Source organism: Cedecea sp. (assembly GCF_036500665.1).
Classification (GTDB): Bacteria; Pseudomonadota; Gammaproteobacteria; order Enterobacterales; family Enterobacteriaceae; genus Cedecea.
Map to the genome: position 1 here is coordinate 1 of NZ_DASYBS010000096.1, position 26,294 is coordinate 26,294.

Here is a 26,294-nt window from a genome sequence, read left to right on the forward strand (position 1 = left end):
CGTCGGGAACGGCCGGAGGCTGAGAGCGTCGGGAACGCATCTCAGCCGACCCAGGACTGGGAGATAAAACGGAGGTCTGCCGCTTCAGCGGTCGATTTATTTGGCCGGGAGTCCGGGGTCTCGGGGGAATGACGGTGATTCTCCCGAGACGTTCACCGGTTCGGGGGTGACATGTGAAGCAGGACTGGAGGTGAACGGAACCTTAGCCGATCTTTCAGAATGATTATTTGTGACCAAGAGAAAGCTCACTGGGAGAGGAACCATCTCTCCTAAACATCAGTGTGCCTGCGGCTTTTTCATTAACGGGACCAGCATCGCGGCAATCAAAAAACCTATCATGATCAGGTAAAAAGCATCCGAAAAGGCCTGGGTTCGCGCCTCGCGTAGCGCCAGGGTAGAAAGGTTTTTTAGCGCCCCGCTGGCGGCGGCATCAGGCGATAAACCCTGCGCGGTGAGGTTAGCGGCGCTGCGCTGGACGAAATCCGTCATCGCCAGATTGGCGGTATTGAGATGGTCGGCCAGGCGGCTGTAATGCAGATTGGTTCTGTCATTCAGTACCGTGCCACACAGGGCGATGCCGATAGCCCCGCCCAGGTTACGCATCAAGTTGAACAGGCCAGAGGCAAGCTTAAGCCGCGCGGGCGGCAGACTGCCCAGCGTAAGCGTTACGGTCGGTGCGACGGCAAACTGCTGTGCAAGGCCGCGAAACGCCTGCGGAAGCAGCAGCTGATCGCCGCCCCAGTCGTGGGTGATGGGCACAAAGCTGTACATGGAAATAGCAAAGCCGATGAGCCCGGCCATCAACAGCCAGCGCAGGTCCACGCGGTTCGCCAGCCAGGAATAAAACGGGATCGACATCACCTGGAATAGGCCGGTCGAAAATACGGCCAGGCCGATTTCCAGGGCGCTAAACCCGCGCACCGTGCCGAGGTACAGCGGCGTTAAATAGATGGTGGCGAAGATGCCTACCCCGGCCATAAACGAAAAGTAGCAGCCCAGGCTAAAGGTTCTGTCCTTCAGCGCCCGCAGATCCATCACCGGCTGGGCATGGCGCAGAGTGCGAATGATAAAAGCGATGCCGCACAGCAGCGCTATCCAGCCTGTGGTGGCGATTGTGCTGTCGTCAAACCAGCCCCAGCGCGGGCCTTCTTCCAGCGTATATTCCAGACAGCCCAGCGAAGCCGCCAGCAGCAAAATACTGAAATAGTCCGCACCGCGAAGCAGGGAGAAATCAGGGGTATCTACCTTTACCAGCAGCGGAACGGCGACGGCGATGTAAATCCCCGGGATCACGTTGATAAAGAACAGCCAGTGCCAGTTAAAGTTTTCGGTGATCCAGCCGCCAACGGTTGGGCCAAGCGTCGGTGCCAGAGAAGCAAGGCCGCCGATGGTCGCGGCGGCAATGACCCGCTGCTTACCCTGGAAAAAGGCGAAGGCGGTGGTAAACACCAGAGGGATCATTGATCCGCCCGCCAGCCCCTGCAGGGCGCGGAAAGCGATCATACTTTGAATATTCCACGCCCAGCCGCACAGCAGGCTCATCAGCGTAAAACCTGCCGCCGAGGCGGCAAACAGCCAGCGCGTTGACATCACCCTGGAGAGCCAGCCGGACAGCGGAATAATAATGATCTCGGCGATCAGGTAGCTGGTCTGCACCCAAACGGTTTCATCATCCCCCGCTGAAAGGCCGCCGCCGATGTCCCGCAGCGAGGCGGAAACGATCTGGATATCAATCAGCGCAATAAACATCCCCACGCACATACTGGCAAACGCGAAGATCTTTTTTGCCATCGGCATAGAGATGCCCTGCGGCATCGGTGCGGCCTGGGCGTTGCTCATCGTGCGCTCTTTTGATTAACGGTGACGATGACCGAAAGCCCAGGACGCAGGACATCCAGTTTTGCTCCGTCGCCTTCCAGCGCGATGCGAACCGGCACGCGCTGGACGATTTTGGTGAAGTTACCCGTCGCATTTTCCGCCGGGAGAATGCTAAAGCGGGAGCCGGTGGCCGGAGAGACGCTGGCGATATGGCCTTTAAAAGTACGATTCGGCAGCACGTCGGCGACGACGGTGACCGGTAAACCGGCGCGCATATGTGCCAGCTGATTCTCTTTAAAATTAGCGTCAACCCACAGCCCGTGTGAAGGCACGAGTGAAAGCAGCTGTGTGCCGCTGGTGACGAAAGAGCCCGACCACGCGCGGCGGTTGCCGATAACACCGTCGAACGGCGCGCGAATTTCGGTATAGCTGAGATTCAGTTTAGCCATGGCTAAATTAGCCTGCGCCTGTTCAAGCGCGGCCTGCGTTTGCTTTTGGCGGGCATCCAGCACGGCTAACTGGCGTTCAGCGACAGCTTTATCCGCCTGCGCCTTGCCCTGTTCGGCTCGCGCCCGGCGATAATCCGCAGAAGCGTTGTCGCGAATCTGGGCCGAAATGGCGCTTGAGGCCTCCAGCGCGCTGTAGCGGCGATTATCGTTGGCCGTTTTTTCCGTTGCTGCCGCTGCCGCAGCGACTGAGGCGGACGAACCTTCTATCGTGGCCTGCTGCAGCTGCCGGGTAGCGGCAATATCCGCCAGCGCCGCCTGCTGAGCGGCAACTTCGCCCTGGGCTTTTGCCAGCGCAGCCTGGTAATCGCGGTCATCAATACGGATCAGCAGCTCGCCTTTTTTTACCGCCATATTGTCCTGCACCGCAATCTGTTGAATGTAGCCGGACACTTTGGTCGAAATCGCGCTGATGTCGCCACCAATATAGGCGTCATCGGTGGACTGTATAAAGCGCCCGCTATGCCACCACCAGGCGCCGTAGCCCGCCGCCGCTAACACGGTCGCACAAAGGATGGCCAGCGTGATTAACTTTTTCTTACTGGCCGGATTCATGAGGGGCTTCTCTGTACTGTTCTGGCTGGAATTTTAGCCCGGCATCACCGGCCTGCTTACGCCGCAGATATTCATGGCGGTACTTCATCATGGGCGAGGCCGCAGGTCCTGGCACCATGGTGTATTTACCGGAAACAATCGGCTCCCCGGTCTGTTTATCGGCAAGGATTGGCTCCACGGGACGCTGGGTTTCGCTTTCAACCAGCTGCATTTGCCGTCCTTCTGGAGCGAAGTGGCGGTTACCCCATTCAGCCAGCGCCAGCAGTACCATGCGGAAATCGCGGCCGCGCTGGGTGAGGTGGTACTCATAGCGTGGCGGCGCGCTGCTGTAGCAGACCTTATCCAGTAACCCGTCATCGACCAGTTCTTTCAGGCGGCGCGAGAGAATATTGGGTGCCATGTTGCTGCTCTTCTGGAATTCGTCAAAGCGGGTAAAACCGGCCAGCGCATCCCGAAGGATCATGATGCTCCAGCTGTCACCGATGCGGCCGAGGCTGCGGGCGATGGGGCAGGGGGCGCTGCAAAGAGGTTCGTTTTTCATGGAGCTATCCGGTTGCGGGTTATCGTCTGGGCACAAATTGGCATAGTAACTATCAAAATGCAAGTTACTGTAGATATGACCGCTGTGCGACATTGCTGTTGCCGTAACCTCCCGGATATATTCAGAAAGACGTCGTCCTTAAACGAAAAGTGCGGACTTAAAATCCTTTTAATTGGCTTATGGCGAGATATAGCTCCATATTTTTTTGTAAGATGGCTTTTCCATAAATCCAGGTAATAAATAATATACCCGCCCGAGTGAGTGACAGGATTACCTATGCTTAAGAATGCAAGCGTTCGAAGCGTTATTGCCCTTTTCCTGGCTATATCCTTTTTAGTTATTGATCTGTTGGCGTTCGCTTTATCAGCAAGTTTCACCGTGTTATTAATGCTTAACGTCGCCTGGGTGATATTGCTTTCCTCACTCTGGACGTATATGACGATATATCTTGTACGGCCAATTAATAATGTTAAGCGAAGCATTGATGAAATCAACTCAGGTAATTTATCGGTACATATTCCTGAGTTTGGTAATAATTGCGCAGGAAGATTAATTCCCGGCATAAATACGCTTTCGGCAGAAACTACTACCCTGGTAATGGATATCCGTAAATCTTCGCAATCAGCAAAATCGCTGTCGGAAAGCCTGGCACATCAAAGCGCAACGCTGTCGGTCAAAACCGAGCAGCAGTCGGCGATGCTTATCCAGACCGCCTCCAGCATGGAACAGATCTCCGCCGGAACCAAAAATAACGCTGACAGCACCCGCCAGCTGAGCGGTATCACCAGCGGGGCTCACCGTTCGGCTAATCACGGCAGCGATCTGATGCAGAAGCTGACCAGCAATATGACCTCGATAACCGACTGCGCAAATAAGATGACGGAAATCATTACCATCATCGACAGCATTGCCTTCCAGACGAATATTCTGGCGCTGAATGCCGCCGTTGAGGCCGCGCGTGCCGGTGAGCATGGTAAAGGGTTTGCGGTGGTTGCGGGCGAAGTCAGAAACCTCGCGCATAAAAGTTCAGAATCAGCCAAAAATATTAAGTCATTGATTGATATTACCAACCAAAATGTATTGCAGGGTGCCAGCCTGGTCTCAGAAGCGGAAAAAAATATGAAGGACATTGTTTCCGGCTCAGAAAATATTGATACCCTGATGGGGCATATTTTTATCTCGACCAATGAACAGGAAAAAGGCATTCAGCAAATTACCACGGCATTATCCGAGCTGGAGAAAGTGACCCAGGGGAACGTTGCGGTGGTAGAAGAGCTGGCTGGTTCTTCGGAGATTCTGAATAAGCAAGTCTTCGAGCTGGAAAAAAGAACCAGCGGTTTACGTCTGGGCGACAGCGATGAGGCTAAAGTCCAGCTATCGCCCCAGCCCGCGCCGCGCCGGCTGCTAAAGCGTGAAGAAGAGGGACATTGGCAGGCATTTTAATCTGCTTGCCTTAAGGCCCGCCGCAATACTCCGGTATTTAACGGTTTTTTTCTGCTCCCGCGCGACGAGCGGTACGTAGCCTGGGGAGCAGAAAGCGCGCGGTCCTTGTACGCTGTGCCCATAATAAAAAAATCGCAGTAACTTACTGATAATCATTTTCTTTGTTCATTAATCCCTTCACCTCATCAATAAATCTTCGTCATCCCTGTTGCAAAAAAAATCGTCAGTTTTATAATTGAGTGAGTGGTCAGTCATTTAATCGTTGGCCACACTATTCGTACCATATCACCGCCTGGCTACGCGCCGTGCTTATCAACCGAGGATACAAAGATGACGTCTAAAACTGAAAAGTGGTTTATCACCGGGGCTTCCGGCGGCCTGGGCCTGGCGCTGACCCGTCGCGTTCTGGAGGCGGGTAATACCGTCGTGGCGGCCGTACGTAACCCTGCCGCGCTTGCGGAGCTACAGCCGCAGTTCTCCGGGCAACTTATCGTTGAAAAACTGGACGTGACCGACTTTGCCAGCCTGCCCGACATCGCGAAAAAACACGGCGATAGCGATGTCATTGTCAATAATGCCGGTGGGGCCATCATCGGTGCTATGGAAGAGTTCACCGAGCAGGAAATTGAGCACCAGTTTGCGTTAAACCTACTGTCCCCGGTGCATATTACTCGTGCCTTCCTTCCCGCTCTGCGGGCTAAAAAGCAGGGGCGTTTGATTTACATCACCAGCATGGGGGGGCGAATCGCATTCCCGGGGGGAGCGTTCTACCACGCGGCAAAATATGGCCTGGAAGGGTTTGCCGAAACGGTTGCGCAGGAAGTTGCCGAATTCAACATTAAGGTACAGATTATCGAGCCGGGTTCGATTAAAACCAATTTCCAGGCCAACGTACGCTGGACCGAGGAAACCGATGCATACAGAGACGGTACCGTAGGGCAGCTGCGTCGCTGGATTGCCGAGCACGGGGAGGAAAGTAACGCTGGCGATCCGGTCAAAATGGCCAATGCTATCTATACCCTGAGCCAACAGGCTGAGCCAGAGCTGCGTACCGTACTGGGCGCGGATGCTTTCCACATCCTTCAAGGCGGCTACCAAAAGAGCCTGCAGTCGCTGGCGCAGCAGCAGGATATTTCTGTCTCTGTGGCAATCGAAGGCAAAACCGGGTTTATTCCCGAGTAGTAACAGTCCCCTCCCGCCGGTGGCGGGAGGGCGTAAAGCTAAAATCCTGGCGGCTAAATCTATTACACTGTTCGGCAATAATTTACCGACCCCGGAGACGTTGTTATGGCACGACCACTAAGCCCGCAAAAACATGCGGCACTTCTGGATGCCGCGGTGGCTATTGTTGCGGAAAGCGGTTTGTCGGCCACAACGGCCAGTATTGCAAAACGCGCGGAGGTGGCGGTAGGCACGTTGTTTACCTATTTCCCCACCAAAGAGCAGCTATTAAACGAAGTTTATTTGATGCTGAAGCAGGATATGTCAGACCTGCTGGTGACCGGCTACCCCAGGGATGCCGACTTCCGCACTCAGATCATGCACATCTGGCGAGGTTACACAGAATGGTCGCTGAAAAACCCTGATGGGAAGCGGGTACTCAGGCTGCTGGTGGTTTCGGATCTGCTGACGCCGGAAACGCTCGCCAGCACGCCGGAGGCGCTGAGTCAGGCGGATAAAATGTTTGATGAGGCCATTCAGCAGTCTGTTTTCGTTACGGATGCTAAAGCGTTTATCTATGCCGTGATTCAAAACATTTCTGATGCCACCAGTGAGCAAATTGAAAAACAGCCGGCGGAAAAAGAAGCGCTGCTGCAGCTGGGCTTTCGCATGATGTGGAACGCGATTACGGCTTAACCCACTATGTTTTCAGGATATAACCGATGAGAGTTGTGATTGTAGGTTCCGGCGGGATGGTCGGGCAGGGCGTGCTGCTGGCAAGCCTGAAAGCGAAAGACGTGAGCGAAATTATTCTGCTCGTCAGGAAACGGCCAGAAGGCGAACACGATCCCCGCATTCGCTATGTTGTGAACGGCGATCTGATGGATTTTGATGGATCCGACCCGCTGTTCAGCGGCGTTGATGCATGCTTCTTCTGCGCCGGGATAAGCTCATCCGGCCTCAGCGAGGCCGCGTACAGGCGCGTGACTTACGACATGACGCTGCAGGTTGCAGAGCAGCTTAACGCCCGCAGCCCGCAGCTGACGTTTGTGTATGTCTCCGGCGCGGGCGCAGACAGCAGCGGGAAAAGTTCACAGATGTGGGCTCGCGTGCGCGGCGAAGTGGAAAACAAATTGCTGGCGCTGTTTCCCGGCAATGCCGCTATTTTCCGCCCGGCGTTTATTCTGCCGACGGCGGACGTGCAGTCCCGTACCGCGTCTTACCGACTTTTATATACCGTCATCGCCCCAATAATGCGGCTTATCAGCGCCACCACCGGGAAGCGTTTTCTCTCGATTATCGACATCGGTAACGCGATGCTGAATATCACGCGCTTTGGCGTGAAGAAAGCCATCATGGCCAAGCCGGACATCGTGGCCTGTGCCGACCGCCGGAGTTAAACCGGGTTATGGGCTTAGCCGCGGCTCCTCTTTTGCGCCGCGGGTGCTTAATAACACCAGCGGTACGGCGATGGCGTACACCACAATCACCGACAGCCAGATAGCGCCCGGCCACGCTTTCTGTACCACAAAGTAGACGCTTGAGAATCCCAGCGGGGCAATGATAGACGCCAGGCTGACGGCAGACGCCAGAATCCCCTGCAGCTGCCCCTGGCTTGCGGCGTCCACCTTGTGGGTGGCTAACGCCTGCAGAGCAGGCGTTCCTACGCCGCCCAGCGCGAACAGCGGCATCACCACAAACACCTGCCAGCCCTGCTGCACGAAGGCCAGCATCGTCAGCGCAATGCACGAGCTAAAGATGCCAAACAGCACCGCGCCACGTTCACCCAGCCAGCGGGTAATCGGACCGGGAAGCAGCGCCTGCGTGAGCGTCTGGCAAATGCCGTAGGCACCCAGAGAAAGCCCAATCCACAGGCCGTTCCAGCCGAAAGCATCAGACCCCCACAGCGCCCAGCAGGTCCCGTACACCTCGCCCGTCGCGCTGAGGATAAAAAAGACCACCGCAATCGGGATAAGTCCCTTCATCGTAAAAATTCGACGCAGCGGCCTTAGCGGATTGAGCATTGCGAGCATAAACGGCTGGCGCTCCGGCGTGCGTGACTCCGGCAGCATAAACAGCGCCATCAGCAGGTTGCAGGTGTTGAGCACCGCAGCGGCGATAAACGGTAGCCTGACCCAATAGTCTCCAAGCAGGCCGCCCAGGACCGGGCCGATAATAAACCCGGCACCAAACATGGCGTTAAATAGCCCAAAGCGACGGGCGCGCTTTTCCGCCGGAGTAACGTCGGTAATGTAGGCCATTGCCACCGAGACGTTAGCGCTGGTGAGCCCGGCGATGGCGCGCCCCAGCAGCAGCATCCACAGCTGCGGTGCGAAGGCCATGATCAGGTAGTTCACTGCGGCACCGGCAAGTGAGATCAACAGGACCGGCCGGCGACCATAGCTGTCGCTCAACGCCCCCAGCAGTGGCGCAAAGATAAACTGCATCAGGGCATACAGCGCGGTCATGATGCCTATCCAGTGAGCGATATCCGGCGTATGCATCACCTCTTCCAGCAGGTGCGGCAGGATGGGAAAAACCAGGCCGATGCCGACGGCATCCAGGCAAATGGCGGAGAAAATAACAACCAACGCTTTGTTCATGTTTACCTGTACTAAGTACCAATATATACTCAGTACATAATCATCCATTCAACAGGATCCTGTCAATGCCATCCGATCGTCGAACGCTTAATCGCCTTGCTACCCGCCAAAAGATCTCGAACGTTGCAACCCGGCTGTTTCTGGAAAAGGGGTTTGAGCAGGTGACCGTTGATGAGATTGCTGCGGCGGCACAGGTGGGGCGGATGACGGTGTTTAACCACTTCCCGCGTAAAGAAGACATGTTTTTTGACCGCGAAGAAGAGGGGCTGGAGATGCTGCGTAATGCCCTGAACCTGCGCGATAAAAACACCGGCCCGCTGGAAGCGCTGCGCCGCTTTGCTCACCAGCTGGTGGCGCAAAACAGCCCGCTGGTGGCTTTTTCCGTGGCCGGGCAGGGCTTTGTTTCGACCATTGAGAAGAGCGAAGCGCTTAAGGCGCGAGCCAGAGCGATACGGGATGAGTTCACCCTGGCACTGGCGCAGGCGCTGGCCGTCGATTCCGGTTTTGAAAACGACGCCCCGGAAACGCAACTGGCGGCGACATTAGTGCTGGCGACGTGGAGCGCCGCCCTGATTCAGGCTCACCGAACCTTCAGCAAAACGCGGGATAACGCCGCCGCAGCTGACGTGTTTCTTAATCTGATCGACAGAGGAACGATGGGGGTAATAGCGGCAATGAGCGGGACGGTTTACGGCGAAAGATAGCGGCATAAAGTCGTTGCCGGCGGCATGAATTTCAGTAGATTCATCGTTTTCGGAGTCAGAAACGGTCCGTCACCGATGCACTTCTGGCTTTCACGCTGCTCACGCTTACCCTTATTCTGGCAACGCGCTCTGCCTCCGGCGTGCTCAGAAAACCTGGCGTAGTGAAGTGGATGGACCGCGTAACGGGCTGCGCGTTTCTGTTGTTTGCGGCAAAGCTTGGCATAAGCCGACGTTAATCCGCTTAGCGAACGCGGTAGTTAACCGTAACCTGATTGCTGAGAACGGTGATCGGCGGAGTGAGTGCGCCGCGGGTGGTAAACTCGTAGTGAAAATACCACGGGCCGTTTGCCGGAAACGACGCGGGCAGGGTTCGGCTACCTGAAAGCGAGGGAAGCGTTATGCAGCTCCCGCCGCCACACAGTTTTAGTTCGAGATAGCCAGGCGGTGGCGTAGCGGTAACGACCCGCCACTGCACGCGGGAGGCTACCGCGCCCGTGGGCAGGGGGGCGGGGGCGTTAATCGGCTGGCTTTTAAAGCGTTGCTGCCCGCGACTAATGACAGGCCCCTGGCTCTGGCTACTCCAGGCGCCACTTTGGGCCAGGGCGAATGACGGTAGAAAAATTAGCGCGGCAATGGCGAACCTTCGCATCAGCGTCCACCTATCATAAAGGTCATACGCACGTTGCGCTGGCTGCTGATCTCCTGACTTGAGAGCACCACCAGCTGCGGGAAGATACGGCGCAGGTAGCGCGAAAGCATCAGGCGCAGCGCCGGATTAACCAGCAGCACCGGCGGCGCACCGATGCTTTCCTGATGCATCAGGGCGCTTTCGGTCTGTTTCATCAGGTTCTCAGCAATGCCCGGTTCGATAGCGCTTCCGTTTTGTGTCGCCTGCACCAGCAGCTGTTCCAGCGACAGATCCAGCCCGATAACCTGAATATCATCATCGCCGGGGAACCACTGGTGAGTGATGGCGCGGGCTAAACGAGCACGGACGCGAGCCGTGAGCTCATCGGCATCGCTTTGGGCAGTGGCGAACTCCGCCAGCGTGTCGATGATGGTGCGCATATCGCGGATGGAGATACGCTCAGCCAGCAGATTTTGCAGCACCTTATGCAGCGTGGTCAGGGTTATCACGCCGGGGATCAAATCCTCTATCAGCTTCGGCGACTGTTTGGTTATCTGATCGAGTAACTGCTGTGCCTCCTGGCGACCAAACAGCTCTTCGGTATGCAGGCTTATCAGGTGGTTAATATGGGTGGCGATCACCGAGCTGGGGTCAACCACGGTGTAGCCCAGGGTTTGCGCCAGTTCGCGGTGAGCTTCCTCTATCCACAGCGCAGGCAGGCCAAACGTTGGCTCAATACAGGCAATGCCGGGCACATCTCCTTCCGCACAGCCGGGGTTAATCGCCATCCAGCGTTCCGGCATGGTATCGCCTTTGCCAATTTCCACCCCTTTCAGCAGAATACGGTAGGCGGTTGGCGATAAATCAAGGTTATCGCGAATATGTACCGGCGGTGGGAGGAAGCCCATATGCTGGGCAAACTTTTTGCGGATGCCGCGCACGCGGGTCAGCAGCTGCCCCTGCTGGTCACGATCCACCATTGGGATGAGTCGGTAACCCACTTCCAGCCCAAGCGTGTCTTCCATCTGAACGTCAGACCAGGTGGCTTCGTTAACCTGCGCCGCTTCGGCCTCAGCCATCGCCCTGTCTTTGTTCTCACCACTGATGGAACCGCCCTGGGCGGCGAGCTGGGTCTCTTTTCCGCGAAGCCACCAGGCGACGCCCAGCAGTATGGCGGTAAACAACAGGAACACAAAGTTCGGCATTCCCGGGATCAGGCCAAGCAGGCCAATCACGCTGGCGGCCAGGAACAGCACGCGGGAAGAGGTAAACAGCTGGCTGACCATCTGCTCGCCCACGTCCTGCTCGTTCACCACGCGGGTGACGACCACGCCTGCAGCGGTGGAAATCACCAGCCCTGGGATCTGTGCGACGAGGCCATCACCGATGGTCAGCAGGGTGTAAGTTTCGGCGGCCATGCCCATCGACATATCGTGCTGCATTACGCCGATCATCAACCCACCAAGCACGTTGATAACCATGATCATCAGCCCGGCGATGGCGTCGCCGCGAACAAACTTGCTGGCACCGTCCATCGATCCGTAGAAATCCGCTTCCTGGGTCACTTCTTTACGGCGGCGCTTGGCTTCTTCTTCGCCAATCAGCCCGGCGTTCAGATCGGCGTCAATCGCCATCTGCTTACCTGGCATCCCGTCCAGGGTGAAGCGCGCGCCCACCTCGGCGATGCGTCCGGCACCTTTGGTGATCACCATAAAGTTAATAATGATCAGAATGATAAAAACGATGATCCCGATGGCGAAGTTACCGCCCACCAGGAAGTTGCCAAAGGCTTCCACCACCTGGCCTGCCGCATCGCCGCCGGTGTGCCCGTGCATCAGGATCACGCGCGTGGAGGCGACATTGAGCGCAAGGCGCAGCAGGGTGGAGAACAGCAGCACCGTTGGGAAGGCGGAAAACTCCAGCGTATTCTGGGTGAACATCGCCACCAGCAGGATCATGATCGACAGGACGATGTTAAAAGTGAACAGAAGGTCCAGCACGAAGGTCGGCAGCGGTAGGATCATCATCGCCAGAATCGTCAGGATCAGCACTGGGCCGGCCAGTACCTGCCACTGGGTCTCTTTCATGTTCGGTAAACGTAACCGGGTGGCGATATTGGCCATTACTCTTTACTCTCTTGGGCAAAATCCAGCGCCTCAGGCACCGGAAGGTTATCAGGGGTTTGCGGGCGTACACCAAAGCCTTTGCGCCAGCGCCTAAGGCCGTATACCCAGGCCAGTACTTCGGCCACCGCGTTGTACAAGTCCGCCGGAATGGCCTGACCAATTTCACAGTGGCGGTAGAGCGCACGCGCCAGCGGCGGCACCTCCAGCATCGGCACTTTGTGCTCTTCGGCCAGTTCACGGATGCGCAGGGCAATCAGGCCGCTGCCTTTGGCCACCACTTTGGGGGCACCCATACTGCCTTCCTGATACTTCAGGGCGACGGAATAGTGGGTCGGGTTGTTCACCACCACGTCGGCGGCAGGCACGTCGGCCATCATTCGGTTCTGAGCGGCTGCACGCTGCATCTGGCGAATGCGGCCTTTAAGCTGTGGATCACCCTCCTGCTGCTTGAATTCGTCTTTGATCTCCTGACGGCTCATGCGCAGTTTTTTCAGGTTGCTCCAGATTTGGTACACCACGTCGAACGCCACCATCGGGATGAGTGACAAAATGACGGCCAGCAGGCAGCCGATCATCAGCGTGGTAAAGTCACCCAGCGCCAGCCCAAGAGGCTGGAAAATCAGGCGGATAAACTTCTCTTTATTCAACAGTAAATAAATGCCTCCGCCGGTGGCGGCGAGCAGCACCTTCAGGATGGCCTTTACCAGTTCGGAAACCATCTGCCCGGAAAACATGCGCTTAATCCCGCTAAGCGGGTTCAGCTTTTTCAGGTTCAGTTTGAGTGATTTGCCACTCAGGTTCAGGCCACCGATCAGCGGCGGCGCGGCGATGGCGGTAATAAACAGCCCGGCGACGAACGGCAGCAGCGCCAGAAAACCCTGCCCCAGTAACGAAGACGCGCGATGCTGCATCATTACCGGCTCCGCGATCAGCAGGCGATCGAAAGTCAGGCCGTTGTGCATCAGATGCAGCAGGCTGCGCACCAGGTGCTCTCCTGCGCCCACCATCAGCCCCCAGCCCACCAGCAGCATCAACAGCGTAGTCAGCTCCTTTGAACGGGGAACCTGCCCCTCTTCTCGCGCCTTGGCCTTTTTATGGGGTGTGGGGTCTTCGGTTTTTTCGTTATCGCTGGATTCAGACATGGTGCGGCGTCAGCTTACTCAGAAGCCGAGGGACTCCAGCAAATCGTCAACCTGCTCCTGAGAAGCGACGATTCCGGCGGCGGTGGCGTTGATCTGCGGGCCGTTCTTCAGCTTCGCATCACCGTCGCTGGCGGAGGTTTCAATATCCTGCATATTTTCCAGCAGCACGCTGATAAGCTCTTTCTCGATTGACTCAATCAGCGCCATCAGGCTTTGCAGCACCTGACCGGTCAAGTCCTGGAAGTCCTGCGCCATCATGATTTCGGTTAGCTGCTGGTTAGTGTTGCGCGTCACTTCCGGCACCTGCTGCAGATAGGCACGGGTGTCTTTTACCAGCTCGCGTGCCACCTCAAGCGGCTGCGGGTCGGCAAACCATTCGTCCCAGCGGCTGGATAGCGCGTCCGCGTTTTCGCTCAACGTTTCCTGCAGCGGGCGGGCGACCTCGACGGCGGTCAGCGCCCGGTTGGCGGCCTGAGATGTTCTATCGACAACGTAGTCCAGGCGGTCACGGGTATTTGGGAAGGCATCGGCAACTTCCATGATCGCCTGTTCAAGGCCGAGGTTAGCCATGCTGTCCCGCAGCAGGCGGGTCAGTTGCCCAATACGAGAAAAAATGTCTTTAAAATTGTTTTCGCTCACGCCGTTTGCTTGTGATCTCATCGTCTTCACCCGAGTTTTTCAAAGATTTTGCCCAGCTTCTCTTCAAGCGTGGCAGCGGTGAAAGGCTTGACGATGTAGCCGTTAGCCCCGGCCTGTGCGGCGGCGATAATGTTTTCTCGCTTGGCTTCAGCGGTCACCATCAGCACCGGCATTTTGGCCATTTGCGCGTCCTGGCGAATGGTTTTCAGCAGCTCGAGTCCGTCAATGTTCGGCATATTCCAGTCGCTAACCACAAAATCAAAGGTGGCCGCGCGCAGTTTCAGCAGGGCATCCTGGCCGTCTTCGGCTTCTTCAATATTCTTGTAGCCGAGGTCCTGCAGCAGGTTGCGCACAATACGGCGCATGGTGGCGAAGTCGTCAACGACCAGAAAACGCAAGTTTTTATCCAACATGTTCTTATCCTGAAATAATGCCTCCTGTCGTCGGGGGAGGTTTCCCGCTTGTTATTGGGTCGCTTTTCTTTGCAGGGGGCCGAAGCTTTCCAGCAGCCGCTGGCTGATGTTCGACAGGTCTACGATCTCAACCGCGGCCTGCAGGGCGATGGCTTCGCGCGGCATGCCAAAGACCACACAACTTTGTTCGCTCTGTGCCAGGGTGAAACTGCCCGCCTGGCGCATCTCCAGCAGCCCTTTTGCGCCGTCGCTGCCCATACCGGTAAGGATGGCGCCGCTGGCGTGCTTTCCGGCCTGCCGGGAAACCGAGTGAAACAGCACGTCTACGGAAGGACGATGGCGGTTCACGGCTTCATGGCTATTGAGGCGAATTTGATAGCCTTTGCCGTGGCGCTGAATCTCCATATGGCGATCGCCGGGGGCGATATACGCGCTGCCGGGCATTACCGGTTCGCCGTCTTCAGCCTCTTTAACCGTTATAGTGCACAGTGAGTTCAGGCGCTGTGCAAACGAGCGGGTGAAACCTGGCGGCATATGCTGGGCGATAACGATAGCCGGGCACTGGGGCGGCATCGGAATCAGTACGCGGCGTAATGCTTCCGTGCCGCCGGTGGAAGAGCCGATGGCAATCAGCTTCTCTTCACCGACTTTTGCGGCCTGCAATTGCGGGAACCTGGCCGGTACGGCGGCACGTACCGGCAGCGAAGCCTTTGCCGCGTGGCGTATTTTTTCCGCCAGTTGCCCGGCCCAGTTTGCCAGCACGCTATTTTCCCAGGCCGATGGCTTGGCAATAAAATCCACTGCCCCCAGCTCCAGCGAGTTCAGCGTGGCTTCAGAGCCTTTGGCCGTCAGAGAAGAAACCATGACCACCGGCATCGGCCGCAGGCGCATCAGGCGCGATAAGAACTCCAGGCCATTCATACGCGGCATCTCGATATCCAGCGTCAACACATCCGGATTAAGCTGTTTAATCAGCTCCCTGGCCGCCAGCGGGTCGGCAGCGGTACCGACGATTTGCATGTCCGGCTGTTGATTAACCGCGGCGCTTATCATGTTGCGCATCAGGCTGGAGTCGTCGACGCACAGCACGCGTATCTTACGTATCATCAGGCCTCCACGAGCTCATACACTGACTGGCCGCGCAGCCGTAGCCGTCCTTTCAGATGATTGAAATGTTCCGAATGGCCAACAAACAGCAGCCCGCCAGGTTTCAGCATCTGCGCGAAGCGCTGCATTAATCTGGCCTGCGTCGCGGCATCGAAATAGATCATCACGTTGCGGCAAAAAATGGCGTCAAAGGGGCCTGGCGCCGCCCACTTGCTGTCCAGCAGGTTGAGCTGCTGGTAATGGATGGTCGACAGCAGCTCTGGTTTTACCCGCACTTTGTCACTGTTTTCCCCGGTGCCGCGCAGGAAATAGTTTCGCTTCTGCGTAAGGCTTAACGCGTGAATATCCTCCAGTCGATAAACGCCTGATGTGGCTTTCTCCAGCACGCTGGTGTCAATATCTGACGCCCAGACTCTGGGGCCAGAAACGGTCGCTCCCAGGTATTCATCCAGCGTCATGGCAATGGAGCAGGGCTCTTCGCCCGTTGACGCCGCGGTACACCAAACCCGATAGCCCGAGCGGCGGCTTTGAGCGTGCTGAGCCAGGACCGGGAAGTGATAGGCCTCACGAAAAAATGAGGTCAAATTCGTGGTCAGCGAATTAATAAATAGCTGCCATTCCGGGCTCTCGGGCTGTGTTTCCAGAATCGCGATATACTCGCTAAAACTGGTCAGCGATAATTCCCGCAGACGCCGTGAAAGCCGGTTAAATACCATGTCGCGCTTTTGCTGACTAAGCACTATTCCCGCGCGACGGTAAATCAGCTGGCTAATTTTATGTAATTCACGGTCGGACAATGCATCCGACAGCTGTGACAAACGAGGCGGCAGGCGCAAAATATCATTCATGATTATCAGGCGCGCCGTTAAACCGGCGTGCTCATGATTTCCTGATAAGCACTGACCATTTTATTTCGCAGCTGTACGCCGAAGGTAAATGCCACGGAAGATTTCTGCATCGACAGCATCACGTCATTAAGGCCGATATCGCTTTTACCTGACATCCAGTCTTGCGTTTGCTGCTTTGATGTCTGCTGCGTTTTATTTATTTCATTAATGCTATTAAGCAAAGCATCTGAAAAACTTGCCCCTTTACTCTCGTTTTTAACGGCGTTGTGCGGGAATACATTGGTGCTTCCCGATATTGCCTGAGCCTGCGCATGTATTTTTTCAAGCACGCCGTGAATTGCTGCTGACATTATTTTATTTCCGGATAAGTAATGAAGAAATACTGCATCAGAATTGCGCAGCTTTTAAACGGAAGGCATCTTAGCATGTGCTTAAATTGTCGGAAAAATCCGATAAGCCGACAGAAGTTGAACCTTATTGTTGCTTAAAAATAATGCGATAACGGACATAATGCCCGCCTGAAAAATCTCTCCGAAACGTTATTGACTCGGTTGTTGCCTGGCATCATCCGCAGGCTACCTTGCAGTTGACTTACTGCTCGCTTATTTCTTACAGGATTACGGCATGAGTGCCACATTAAATGAGTTAAAAAACAATCCGGCGGACGGCGTTAAGGCGGCAGTGACCTGGTTACGTGCCAGCCCGAAATTAGCGCTGGCCGCCGGTGCGGCTGCGACAATCTCTATTTTGATTGCGCTTATCTTTTGGGCAAAAGAGCCGGGCTACCGCGTGTTGTTCAGCAACATTAGCGATGAAGACGGCGGGGCGATTGTTTCCCAGCTCACGCAGATGAACGTGCCTTACCGTATTGATACCCCCGGCGGCGCCATTATGGTGCCGGACGCCCAGGTACACGAAGTCCGTATGCGCCTGGCTCAGCAAGGGTTGCCGAAGGGGGGCGCTGTTGGCTTTGAGCTGCTCGATAAAGAAAAATTTGGTATCAGCCAGTTTAGCGAGCAGGTGAACTTCCAGCGTGCGCTTGAGGGCGAGCTGGCGCGAACTATCGAAAACCTGGGGCCAATTCAGCAGGCTCGTGTGCATCTTGCGGTGCCTAAGCCGTCAATGTTTGTTCGTGAACAAAAGCAGCCAAGTGCCTCGGTAACCGTCAACCTGATTCAGGGACGTACCCTGGACGATGGTCAGGTTATGGCCATCACCCACTTGATCTCCAGTGCCGTTTCCGGGCTGCCGGCTGAAAACGTGACCATCGTAGATCAGCGCGGCAACCTGCTAACACAAAGCGGCGTGCGCGGGCTGCAAACCTCGCAGCTCAAATACACCAACGAAATTGAAGCTGACTACCAGCAGCGAATTCAGCGCATTCTTGCGCCGCTGGTAGGGGACAGTAACGTACGTACCCAGGTGACGGCGCAGGTCGACTTCACCCAGCAAGAGCAAACGCAAGAGCAGTACCAGCCCAACGGTAGCCCGGACAAAATGGCGGTTCGCAGCCGTCAGTCCAGCCAGTCGGAGCAGGGCAACGGCCGTACCACCGGCGGCGTGCCGGGAGCGTTAAGCAATCAGCCGCCTGCGCCGGCCACCGCGCCGCTGACCCAGCCGCTGAATACGCCGACACCTGCACCTGCCGCCAGGCAGACCGCAGCCGGTTCCGCGCAGAACACCGGGGCAACAAACCAGCCGTATAACAACCGCAACGACGAAACCACCAACTTCGAAGTAGACCGCACCCTGACGCATATCAAAAACAGCGTTGGCAGCATCCAGCGCCTGTCGGTGGCGGTAGTCATTAACCATCTCCCTACCGGGGAAGACGGAAAAATAGAACCGCTGAAGCCGGAAGAGCTGGAGCGTATTAACACGCTGGTGAAAGAAACCATCGGCTTTAGCGCGGAGCGCGGCGACAGCGTGAACATTGTTAACTCCGCCTTTAACGGCGTTGTCGAAGAACCTATGCCGCCGCTCTGGCAGCAGCAAAGTTTCCGCGAAATGCTGATGTCGATGGCCCGCTACCTGCTGATAGCCATTATCGCCTGGATTATGTGGCGCAAACTGGTGCAGCCAGCCTGGGCTCGCCAGCAGGAAACCACCATCAAGCGGCTGGAAATGGAGCAGCAGGTACGTCAGGCCGAAATTGACGAGAAGAAGAAAGCGGCCGAAATGCAGGCCAATGCTAAAGCGCAGCGCCGTGTGGACTCTGAGATGAATGGTCAGCAGCTGCGTGAGCTGGCGGAGCAGGAGCCGCGCGTGATTGCTCTGGTTATCCGCCAGTGGATGAGTAAGGAACAACAGAAATCATGAATGCCAGTGAAAAAAGCGCCATCGTGATGCTGACGCTCGGAGACGAGCTGGCGGCGGAAGTGTTTAAACATTTAAACGCCCACGAGGTTAAGCAAATCAGTAGCTCGATGGTCAACATGGCCGGGTTTACCCACGATCAGATGTCATCGGTACTGGAGGAGTTCAGCCGTGATTCCAGCGAATACGCTGCGCTTAGCCTGAACACCAACGACTACCTGCGCAGCGTGCTGGTCAAGGCGCTGGGCGAAGAGCGAGCGTCTTCTCTGCTGGAAGATCTGCTGGACAGCCATCACGGATCGAACGGCATCGAAACCCTGAACTTCATGGAGCCGCAGGCAGTTTATGACCTGATCCGTGACGAACATCCGCAGATTATCGCCACTATTCTGGTTCACCTGAAGCGTAACCAGGCGGCCGATATTCTTGGTCAGTTCGACGACCGTGAGCGTAACGACATCATGCTGCGTATTGCCACCTTCGGCGGCGTGCAGCCTGCGGCGTTGCAGGAGTTGACCGAAGTGCTGAACAACCTGTTGCACGGCCAAAACCTCAAACGCAGCAAAATGGGCGGTGTGCGTCCGGCGGCAGAGATCCTCAACCTGATGAAATCCCAGCAAGAGGAGCAGGCCATCGAAGCTGTACGCGACTTCGACCACGAGCTGGCGCAGAAAATTATCGACGAGATGTTCCTGTTCGAAAACCTGGTCACCGTCGACGATCGCAGCATTCAGCGCTTGCTGCAGGAGATCGAAAGCGAAACGCTTATCATCGCCCTCAAGGGATCGGACGAGAAGCTGCGCGACAAGTTCTTCCGCAATATGTCTCGTCGTCAGTCGGAACTGATGACCGAAGATTTGGCCTCCCGTGGGCCGGTGCGGCTCTCGCAGGTGGAGGCGGAGCAGAAGACGATTCTGCTGATTGTTCGTCGTCTTGCCGAGACCGGCGAGATTTTGATCGGGAGCGGCGACGATGCCTACGTCTAATGAATTTAGCGCCCCACAGTGGCGCAGCTGGCAGCCGGAAAACCTGCTGGAGCCTGAGGCCGAGCCGGAAGCATTCGTGCCAAAACTGGACAGCGCGCAATCTGACGTGCAGCTCAAAGCAGAGCTGGCGCGCCTGCGCCAGCAGGCAGAGCAGCAAGGACTGAGTCAGGGGATAGCAAAAGGCCAGGAAGAAGGGCGAAAGCAGGGCTACGACGCGGGTTTCCTGGCCGGGCGGGAAGCCGGTGAGGCACAGGGGAAAGCGGATGCCGAAGCGGCACAGCAGGCTACCCTGCGCCAGGCCCGGGAATGGGTCAGTGCCTTTAAGCTGTCGCTGGACAACCTCGATAGCCTGATCCCCGGTCGCTTAGTACAGCTGGCGCTAGCCGCACTACAGCAGCTACAAGGTGAAGAGGCGTCCAGCAGCAGCAGCAGGCTGCTGGAACAAATTAAACGCCTGATGAAGCGGGATGAACTGCTGCAGGGCAAAGCCCGCCTGATGATTAGCCCGGCTGACTCGGCCCTGGTTCAGGAAGCCCTTGGCGACACGCTAAGGACGATGGGCTGGGAGATCCAGGCTGACCCGCAGCTGGCAGCGGGTGGCTGCCGAATCGTTAGCGATGAAGTGGAGTTTGACGCCAGCCTCGAAACCCGTTGGCAGGCGCTTTGCGAACGTGCCAGCGAAGGAACATCGTCATGAGTCAGCGCCTGAAAGGCTGGCTGGAGGCCATTGACCGCAGCGAAGCTCTGTTACGGGGTATTCCTGAGTTTCGTCAGTACGGCAAGCTGGTCCGCGCAACCGGTCTGGTGATGGAAGCGGTCGGCCTGCGGTTGCCGATCGGTGCTCTGTGCATCGTTGAGCGGCAAACCAGCCACGGCATTATGGCCGTTGAAAGCGAAGTGGTGGGCTTTAAGGGGGCGACGCTTTACCTGATGCCCCTTGAGCACGTTGACGGCATCCTGCCGGGCGCGCGCGTTTACGCCCCCAACGCAGACAGCGATGCGGGAAAACAGCTACCGGTTGGGCCGCAGCTGCTGGGTCGCGTGTTGGATGCGCAAGGGCGGCCGCTGGACGGGCTTCCCGCCCCGGCAAAAGGTCAGTCAGCCAGCCTGTTTACCGCTTCGCTAAACCCGCTGCACCGCGACCCTATCAAGAAAGTGCTGGACGTTGGCGTCAGGGCGATTAACGGCCTGCTCACCGTTGGGCGAGGCCAGCGCATGGGGCTGTTTGCAGGCTCCGGCGTGGGCAAAAGCGTGCTGCTCGGCATGATGGCTCGCTTTACCGATGCGGACGTCATCGTGGTCGGTCTCATCGGCGAGCGTGGGCGAGAAGTAAAAGATTTTATTGAAAATATTTTGGGTGAACAGGGGATCGAACGCGCCGTCGTGATTGCGGCGCCGGCCGACGTTTCACCGGTACTGCGTATGCAGGGGGCGGTATACGCCACGCGGGTGGCGGAAGACTTCCGCGATCGCGGCCTGAACGTGCTGCTGATTATGGATTCCCTGACGCGTTACGCCATGGCACAGCGCGAAGTGGCGCTGGCCATTGGCGAGCCGCCCGCCACTAAGGGCTACCCACCATCGGTCTTTGCCCGTTTGCCTGCGCTGGTTGAGCGAGCCGGAAACGGGATGCCGGGGGGAGGCTCGATTACTGCATTCTATACCGTGCTGACCGAAGGTGACGATCAGCAGGATCCGATAGCCGACTCTGCGCGAGCCATTCTTGACGGCCACATTGTGCTGTCGCGCCGCCTGGCGGAAGCCGGACACTATCCGGCGATTGATATTGAGGCGTCTATCAGCCGTGCGATGACCGAACTGATTAGCCACGCCCAGTACCGCAAGGTGCAAACTTTTAAACAGCTGCTCTCTGCCTATCAGCGCAACCGCGACCTGGTGAGCGTGGGCGCCTATGTTGCCGGGAGCGATCCCCTGCTGGATAGAGCGATTCGCAGTTATCCGCAAATGGAAGCCTGGCTGCACCAGACTATCCATGAAAGCTGTGGCTATGAAGAGGCTGTCAGCGCGCTGGGCGCGCTGTTTCCTGACGTGAAGTCCTGACCGGGAGTGGCGTAATGAAAGTGAAAAATCCTATGGCGATGCTGCGTGATATGGCGGAAGAGAAGCTAACGGATACCACCCAGGCGCTGGGTAGCGCACTGCAAAACTGGCAGCAGGCGGTAAGCCAGCGCGACCAGCTTCAGGGTTATGAGCAGGAGTACCAGCAGTCGCTGCGCAGCAGCATGATGGAACGCGGCATGAGCGTGGCCGACCTTGCCAACCACCAGTCGTTTATTTTGTCTCTCAACAGGGTCGTGAAGCAGCACAGTCAGCACGTCGCGCAGTGCGAGCAGGCGGTCACGGAGGCGAAAGCAAACTGGGGGGAAGACAAGCAGCGACTGAACGCGTTTGAAACGCTGCTCACCCGCAGAGCCACCGCAGCCGCTCAGGCAGAGAGCCGCTATGAACAGAAAATGATGGATGAATTTGCCCAGCGTTCGGGGCAGAAACGGGAAATGCTATGAATATTGATCTTCAGGCTATGCTGCACGGGCAGCCTGTTAAAACGCCGGGAAAATCCGCGGGGCTGATGAGCCACTCTTTTGACGAACTGATGGAGGAGGCGCAGGCGCAGCTGATATTTTCCCTTCCGATGCTGAGCGAAGAGCCTCACTCGCCGGAGCGTGACGGACTGCCGGAGCGCGTGGAGCCGGAAGAGCCTGGGGCAAAGAAAGAGGACGAAAGCGCCATGCCGGGCGTGATGCCGCTGATGCCGGTAGAGGCTGAGGCCCATCCTGGTTGGCAGCTTCAGCAGGTGGTCGCGGGCAAGGTAGCAGAGAGCGTGGAAGAGGCAGAGGCTACGGTCATCGGCCCGCTTACCCCGGGGCTACGTCCCGGTCCGGGCCAGGTACCGGTAGCGCGTGATGGCTCGGCGACAATGTCAGACCCGAAATTGGCGCTTGCGCCGGCGTTTAAACCAGCATTAGCAGAAGGCGGTACGCCGGTACTGGCGGTCAATGCGCCGGTACAGAACGTCGGCACTGCGCCGGGGGGACAGGGTGCTGAAACGGTAGAGAGCACGCCGCTAGTGGGCGCACTGCAGCAAGTGCGGGACATGCTGCCGGCTGAGGCTGCCGTACGTCCTCAGCCGGTGGCCGCTTCCCTCCCGCAAAGCGTCGGGTCTCCTGAGTGGCAGCAGTCCCTGAGCCAACACTTAGCCACCTTTACCCGCAACGGTATTCACCACGCGGAAATCAGGCTGCACCCGGAGGAGCTTGGGGCGCTGCAAATTAACGTGCGCATGCAGCAGGAGCACGCTCAGCTGCATATCGTCAGCGATCACCCGCATGTACGCCAGGCGCTTGAGGCTGCGCTTCCTCAGCTCCGTGCCGCGCTGGCCGAGTCCGGCGTTCAGCTTGGGCAGACCAACGTCAGCGGCGATAGCGCCCAGTCTGCCTCTGCCCAAAGCGGTGGGCAGCAGCACGGGCAGGGAAAACAAGCGCAGGGGGAAGCGGAAACCACGATGACAGATGAGCACGGTATGCAGCCACTGCCGCCGTCGCAATTAACGCGTTATGGAATAAACACCTTCGCTTAATTTTCTGAAAAGCCAGCAGGAATGAAATTTTATCCCTTAATTATGCTGCTGGTTAAATGGTCTACAATGGCGGCCATATTTAATCAGTCCGCTGGCTGATGTGTTAATAAAATTACAGAGTTTAATGTTCAATGCGTAACAAAAATAAAAAATCTGCTGGCGGCAGCTCATCCCGCTCTTTGCTGGTGATCTTCATGCTGATTTTAACGCTGGCCGCCTGTGCGGCAGCCGGCTATTTATTTCTGGAAGTGAATAAGCTGAAAAATTCTGGCGTGCAGGAAGCGTTTGCTGCCGAAACGGTAGTGCTAAATAAAGACCCGCTGTACGTACCGCTAAATACGTTTACCGTCAGCCTGAAGCCGACGAACAATGAATCCGATCGCGTGTTATTTATTGGGCTGTCGTTGAATCTGGCAGACCAAAAATCTCAGCAAACGCTGGAAAAACATTTACCGGAATACCGCAGCAGAATTTTTCTTCTGCTCTCCGGGTTAACGTATGAAGATTTGGTCAGCAATGAAGGTAAATCGCAACTCATTACCCGTATCAGCCAGGAAATCAGTAAACCTCTGGCGATGAACCAGTCGGTAAAAGTGAGCGACGTTCTGTTTAACGAATTTATTCTGCGGTAACGACTATGTCCGACAGCTTTTTATCTCAGGCCGAAATCGATCGCCTGCTGAATGCCGATTCCGCCTCTGATGAGAGCGCAGAGCGGCATCAGCCGCCGCCGCTGGATAATGAGGCGCGGCCTTACGATCCGAATACCCAGCGAAGGGTGATCCGCGAGCGTCTGCATTCGCTTGAAATTATTAATGAACGTTTTGCCCGTCAGTTCCGCATGGGGCTGTTTAACCTGCTGCGACGCAGCCCGGATATTACCGCTGGCAATATTAAGATCCAGCCGTACCACGAGTTTGCCCGTAATTTACCGGTGCCGACCAACCTGAACTTGTTGCATCTCAACCCGCTGCGCGGCACGTCGCTGATGGCGTTTTCGCCGGGGCTGGTGTTTATGGCGGTGGACAACCTGTTTGGCGGCGACGGGCGCTTTCCGACCAAAGCCGACGGGCGGGAATTTACGCCCACCGAGCAGCGCGTTATCCACCGCATGCTGGCGATGGCGCAGGAGGCCTATGAGTTTGCCTGGAGCTCCATTTTCAAAATTAAAACTGAATACATTCGCTCTGAAGTGCAGGTGAAATTTACCAACATCACCTCGTCGCCGAATGACGTGGTGGTAACCACGCCGTTTTCTGTGGAAATCGGTTCGCATCAGGGTGAATTCAACATTTGTATTCCGTTTAGCACCATCGAGCCATTACGTGAGCTGCTAAGTAATCCGCCAATGGACAGCGCGGGGCAGGATGATACCCAGTGGCGGGGGCTGTTAACCCACCATATGCGCCAGACGGAGCTGGAGGTCGTTGCCCGCTTCGGCGATGCGGATACCCGCCTTTCAAGAGTCATGAAGCTCAAGAAAGGGGATGTTATTCCGCTGGAAAAACAAGAGTTAATAGAGGCCAGCGTCGGCGGCGTGCCGGTGTTCACGGCGAAGTATGGCTCGGTCAATAATCAATATGCGCTGAAGGTCGAGCAGATGATTCGATCCGCATTACCTTCGTTAGATAAGGAGTAATTTCCCATGAGCGACAATAATCACGCGCCGGGCGCCGCGATGGACGACCTCTGGGGTGAGGCGATGAGCGAGCAGCAGTCAGAGGGCGTGGGTAAAAATATGGCCTCGTCCCCGCTGGGCGAAGAGATGAATATGATCCTCGACATTCCGGTCAAGATGACGGTAGAGCTGGGGCGAACCAAGATGACCATCAAGGAGCTACTGCGCCTGAGCCAGGGGTCCGTGGTGTCGTTGGATGGCCTGGCGGGTGAACCGCTGGATATTCTGATCAACGGCTATCTGATTGCCCAGGGGGAAGTGGTGGTGGTTTCCGATAAGTTCGGTATCCGCATTACCGATATCATCACGCCGTCTGAGCGTATGCACCGCCTGAGCCGCTAATGAATGCATCCACACTACCGGCCGCGTCTGGCGATGTGCTGGCGGGCGACTCGCTGCTGATGACCGTCTCCGGTGCGCTGGCGCTGATCGTCCTGACGATGGTGGCGCTGGCTTGGCTGGCTCGCCGCAGCGGGATTGCCGGTCGACTCAACGACGGTAAAGGCGCGATCAACCTGGTTGCCAGCAAATCCCTCGGCAACCGCGAGCGCGTGGTGGTGGTGGACGTGCAGGGTTGCCGCCTTGTGCTCGGCGTCACCGCCGGGCAGATCTCCTGCCTGGCGACGCTTGAGGCCGATGAACCGTCTCCGCAGACACATGACGCTAAGCCCTGCCTCGATTTTTCTTCCGTACTGACCGCGCTGCGCCAGAAATACCGCAAGGATTAATTTATGACTCTCCGTCTTCCGTTCCGCCTCCTGACGCTGGGGGCAGGGTTACTGTTGCCCGCAGCCGGTGCGCTGGCGGCGAACGGCGATATTACGCTGATGAAGCCCGCAGGGGACGGCGGCTGGACGCTGCCGGTGCAAACGCTGGTTTTGCTTAGCTCGATAACTTTCCTGCCCGCGCTGATGCTGATGATGACCGGGTTTACCCGCATCATTATCGTGCTTGGCCTGCTGCGTAATGCGCTGGGTACGCCCACGGCGCCGCCAAATCAGGTGGTGGTCGGGCTGGCGCTGTTCCTGACGTTTTACGTGATGTCACCGGTCTTCAACCAGATCCACAAAGAGGCCTGGGTGCCGCTGCAGGAAAACAAAATCACCATGGAAGTGGCGCTGGAAAAAGGGGTACAGCCGCTACGGGCGTTTATGCTCGAGCAGACGCGGGAAAACGATCTGGCAATGTTTGCGCAGATCGCTAAGTCCGGCGATATCGAAGGGCCAGAGGCGGTACCGCTCGGCATTCTGGTACCGGCGTTTATCACCAGCGAGCTGAAAACCGCCTTCCAGATAGGCTTCACGATCTTTATTCCGTTCCTGATAATCGACCTGGTCGTCGCCAGTATTTTAATGGCGCTAGGGATGATGATGGTGCCGCCCGCGACTATCGCGCTGCCGTTTAAGCTGATGCTGTTCGTGCTGGTTGACGGCTGGCAGCTGATGATGGGCTCGCTGGCGCAAAGTTTTTACAGTTAGGTAG

Annotated in this window: 28 protein-coding genes and 1 pseudogene; 17 read left to right on the forward strand and 12 right to left on the reverse strand. The window is 56.8% G+C overall.

Annotation, left to right across the window (positions count from 1 at the left end; genetic code table 11):
* Positions 1-276: 276 nt before the first annotated feature.
* From VGM55_RS14880 to VGM55_RS14890, 3 genes are read right to left on the reverse strand one after another with little or no spacing between them, the layout of a single operon-like run.
* On the reverse strand, positions 277-1,839 hold the full coding sequence (locus VGM55_RS14880; protein WP_331635908.1) for a DHA2 family efflux MFS transporter permease subunit: 1,563 nt from the start codon (positions 1,837-1,839) through the stop codon (positions 277-279).
* On the reverse strand, positions 1,836-2,879 hold the full coding sequence (locus tag VGM55_RS14885) for an HlyD family secretion protein (RefSeq protein WP_331635909.1): 1,044 nt from the start codon (positions 2,877-2,879) through the stop codon (positions 1,836-1,838). The genes VGM55_RS14880 and VGM55_RS14885 overlap by 4 nt, the downstream gene beginning before the upstream one ends.
* Positions 2,863-3,420, reverse strand: coding sequence for a winged helix-turn-helix transcriptional regulator (locus VGM55_RS14890; protein ID WP_154188162.1), 558 nt, complete (start codon positions 3,418-3,420; stop codon positions 2,863-2,865). Before VGM55_RS14890 ends, VGM55_RS14885 begins: the two co-directional genes overlap by 17 nt.
* 276 nt (positions 3,421-3,696) lie before the next feature.
* Between VGM55_RS14890 and VGM55_RS14895 the strand changes: the two genes are divergently transcribed.
* The 4 genes from VGM55_RS14895 to VGM55_RS14910 all read left to right on the forward strand — a co-directional run bounded on the left by VGM55_RS14895 (position 3,697) and on the right by VGM55_RS14910 (position 7,424).
* Complete coding sequence (locus tag VGM55_RS14895) at positions 3,697-4,863, forward strand: methyl-accepting chemotaxis protein (RefSeq protein WP_331635910.1); 1,167 nt, start codon at positions 3,697-3,699, stop codon at positions 4,861-4,863.
* A 330-nt stretch (positions 4,864-5,193) separates the two neighbouring features.
* Entirely contained in the window at positions 5,194-6,045 is an 852-nt protein-coding gene (locus tag VGM55_RS14900; RefSeq protein ID WP_154188164.1) for an SDR family NAD(P)-dependent oxidoreductase, read from the forward strand.
* 105 nt (positions 6,046-6,150) lie between these two features.
* Positions 6,151-6,720 carry a TetR/AcrR family transcriptional regulator gene (locus tag VGM55_RS14905; protein ID WP_154188165.1) on the forward strand — a complete coding sequence of 190 codons (570 nt, stop codon included), beginning with the start codon at positions 6,151-6,153 and terminating at the stop codon, positions 6,718-6,720.
* A gap of 26 nt (positions 6,721-6,746) precedes the next feature.
* The gene (locus tag VGM55_RS14910; RefSeq protein WP_154188166.1) at positions 6,747-7,424 is read left to right on the forward strand and encodes a semialdehyde dehydrogenase; all 678 of its coding nucleotides are present in this window, start codon (positions 6,747-6,749) and stop codon (positions 7,422-7,424) included.
* 6 nt (positions 7,425-7,430) lie between these two features.
* Here the strand turns inward: VGM55_RS14910 and VGM55_RS14915 are convergent, their stop codons facing one another.
* A complete protein-coding gene (locus VGM55_RS14915; protein ID WP_154188167.1) occupies positions 7,431-8,627 on the reverse strand; it encodes a TCR/Tet family MFS transporter in 1,197 nt (398 codons plus the stop codon).
* 65 nt (positions 8,628-8,692) lie between these two features.
* Between VGM55_RS14915 and VGM55_RS14920 the strand changes: the two genes are divergently transcribed.
* Together VGM55_RS14920 and VGM55_RS14925 are read left to right on the forward strand one after the other, a co-directional pair.
* A complete protein-coding gene (locus VGM55_RS14920; RefSeq protein WP_154188168.1) occupies positions 8,693-9,331 on the forward strand; it encodes a TetR/AcrR family transcriptional regulator in 639 nt (212 codons plus the stop codon).
* Between the two features lie 68 nt (positions 9,332-9,399).
* Positions 9,400-9,567, forward strand: a pseudogene (locus tag VGM55_RS14925) (LysE family translocator); the annotation flags it as partial.
* Between the two features lie 5 nt (positions 9,568-9,572).
* Here the strand turns inward: VGM55_RS14925 and VGM55_RS14930 are convergent.
* The 8 genes from VGM55_RS14930 to fliE are packed head-to-tail and all read right to left on the reverse strand — an operon-like array spanning position 9,573 to position 16,584.
* Complete coding sequence (locus VGM55_RS14930; protein WP_154188169.1) at positions 9,573-9,980, reverse strand: flagellar protein FlhE; 408 nt, start codon at positions 9,978-9,980, stop codon at positions 9,573-9,575.
* Positions 9,980-12,082: a flagellar biosynthesis protein FlhA gene (gene flhA, locus VGM55_RS14935; RefSeq protein ID WP_154188170.1), complete on the reverse strand. Its 2,103-nt coding sequence runs from the start codon at positions 12,080-12,082 to the stop codon at positions 9,980-9,982. Before flhA ends, VGM55_RS14930 begins: the two co-directional genes overlap by 1 nt.
* On the reverse strand, positions 12,082-13,227 hold the full coding sequence (flhB, locus tag VGM55_RS14940) for a flagellar biosynthesis protein FlhB (RefSeq protein WP_331635911.1): 1,146 nt from the start codon (positions 13,225-13,227) through the stop codon (positions 12,082-12,084). The genes flhA and flhB overlap by 1 nt, the downstream gene beginning before the upstream one ends.
* An 18-nt stretch (positions 13,228-13,245) precedes the next feature.
* The gene (gene cheZ / locus VGM55_RS14945) at positions 13,246-13,887 is read right to left on the reverse strand and encodes a protein phosphatase CheZ (protein WP_154188172.1); all 642 of its coding nucleotides are present in this window, start codon (positions 13,885-13,887) and stop codon (positions 13,246-13,248) included.
* Between the two features lie 5 nt (positions 13,888-13,892).
* Complete coding sequence (gene cheY / locus VGM55_RS14950) at positions 13,893-14,279, reverse strand: chemotaxis response regulator CheY (RefSeq protein ID WP_154188173.1); 387 nt, start codon at positions 14,277-14,279, stop codon at positions 13,893-13,895.
* Between the two features lie 51 nt (positions 14,280-14,330).
* Positions 14,331-15,383 (reverse strand): chemotaxis response regulator protein-glutamate methylesterase, encoded by a 1,053-nt coding sequence (locus VGM55_RS14955; RefSeq protein WP_331635982.1) that lies wholly within the window; start codon positions 15,381-15,383, stop codon positions 14,331-14,333.
* A 2-nt stretch (positions 15,384-15,385) separates the two neighbouring features.
* Positions 15,386-16,234 carry a CheR family methyltransferase gene (locus VGM55_RS14960; RefSeq protein ID WP_154188175.1) on the reverse strand — a complete coding sequence of 283 codons (849 nt, stop codon included), beginning with the start codon at positions 16,232-16,234 and terminating at the stop codon, positions 15,386-15,388.
* A 17-nt stretch (positions 16,235-16,251) separates the two neighbouring features.
* Complete coding sequence (gene fliE, locus VGM55_RS14965; RefSeq protein ID WP_154188176.1) at positions 16,252-16,584, reverse strand: flagellar hook-basal body complex protein FliE; 333 nt, start codon at positions 16,582-16,584, stop codon at positions 16,252-16,254.
* Between the two features lie 274 nt (positions 16,585-16,858).
* Here fliE and fliF point away from each other — a divergent pair, with 274 nt between their 5' ends.
* From fliF to fliP, 11 genes are all read left to right on the forward strand, one after another.
* Entirely contained in the window at positions 16,859-18,553 is a 1,695-nt protein-coding gene (gene fliF, locus VGM55_RS14970; protein ID WP_331635912.1) for a flagellar basal-body MS-ring/collar protein FliF, read from the forward strand.
* Positions 18,550-19,536 carry a flagellar motor switch protein FliG gene (gene fliG / locus VGM55_RS14975; RefSeq protein ID WP_154188178.1) on the forward strand — a complete coding sequence of 329 codons (987 nt, stop codon included), beginning with the start codon at positions 18,550-18,552 and terminating at the stop codon, positions 19,534-19,536. Before fliF ends, fliG begins: the two co-directional genes overlap by 4 nt.
* Positions 19,523-20,233 carry a flagellar assembly protein FliH gene (locus VGM55_RS14980; RefSeq protein ID WP_154188179.1) on the forward strand — a complete coding sequence of 237 codons (711 nt, stop codon included), beginning with the start codon at positions 19,523-19,525 and terminating at the stop codon, positions 20,231-20,233. Before fliG ends, VGM55_RS14980 begins: the two co-directional genes overlap by 14 nt.
* Entirely contained in the window at positions 20,230-21,597 is a 1,368-nt protein-coding gene (gene fliI / locus VGM55_RS14985; RefSeq protein WP_154188180.1) for a flagellar protein export ATPase FliI, read from the forward strand. Before VGM55_RS14980 ends, fliI begins: the two co-directional genes overlap by 4 nt.
* 14 nt (positions 21,598-21,611) lie before the next feature.
* Positions 21,612-22,061 carry a flagellar export protein FliJ gene (gene fliJ / locus VGM55_RS14990; RefSeq protein WP_154188181.1) on the forward strand — a complete coding sequence of 150 codons (450 nt, stop codon included), beginning with the start codon at positions 21,612-21,614 and terminating at the stop codon, positions 22,059-22,061.
* Entirely contained in the window at positions 22,058-23,134 is a 1,077-nt protein-coding gene (locus tag VGM55_RS14995) for a flagellar hook-length control protein FliK (RefSeq protein WP_331635913.1), read from the forward strand. Before fliJ ends, VGM55_RS14995 begins: the two co-directional genes overlap by 4 nt.
* 131 nt (positions 23,135-23,265) lie before the next feature.
* On the forward strand, positions 23,266-23,766 hold the full coding sequence (fliL, locus tag VGM55_RS15000; protein ID WP_154188183.1) for a flagellar basal body-associated protein FliL: 501 nt from the start codon (positions 23,266-23,268) through the stop codon (positions 23,764-23,766).
* A gap of 5 nt (positions 23,767-23,771) precedes the next feature.
* Positions 23,772-24,773: a flagellar motor switch protein FliM gene (fliM, locus tag VGM55_RS15005; protein WP_154188184.1), complete on the forward strand. Its 1,002-nt coding sequence runs from the start codon at positions 23,772-23,774 to the stop codon at positions 24,771-24,773.
* A 6-nt stretch (positions 24,774-24,779) separates the two neighbouring features.
* Positions 24,780-25,154, forward strand: coding sequence for a flagellar motor switch protein FliN (gene fliN / locus VGM55_RS15010; RefSeq protein ID WP_154188185.1), 375 nt, complete (start codon positions 24,780-24,782; stop codon positions 25,152-25,154).
* Complete coding sequence (gene fliO / locus VGM55_RS15015) at positions 25,154-25,540, forward strand: flagellar biosynthetic protein FliO (protein WP_154188186.1); 387 nt, start codon at positions 25,154-25,156, stop codon at positions 25,538-25,540. The genes fliN and fliO overlap by 1 nt, the downstream gene beginning before the upstream one ends.
* A gap of 3 nt (positions 25,541-25,543) precedes the next feature.
* The gene (fliP, locus tag VGM55_RS15020; protein ID WP_154188187.1) at positions 25,544-26,290 is read left to right on the forward strand and encodes a flagellar type III secretion system pore protein FliP; all 747 of its coding nucleotides are present in this window, start codon (positions 25,544-25,546) and stop codon (positions 26,288-26,290) included.
* Positions 26,291-26,294 lie beyond the last annotated feature (4 nt).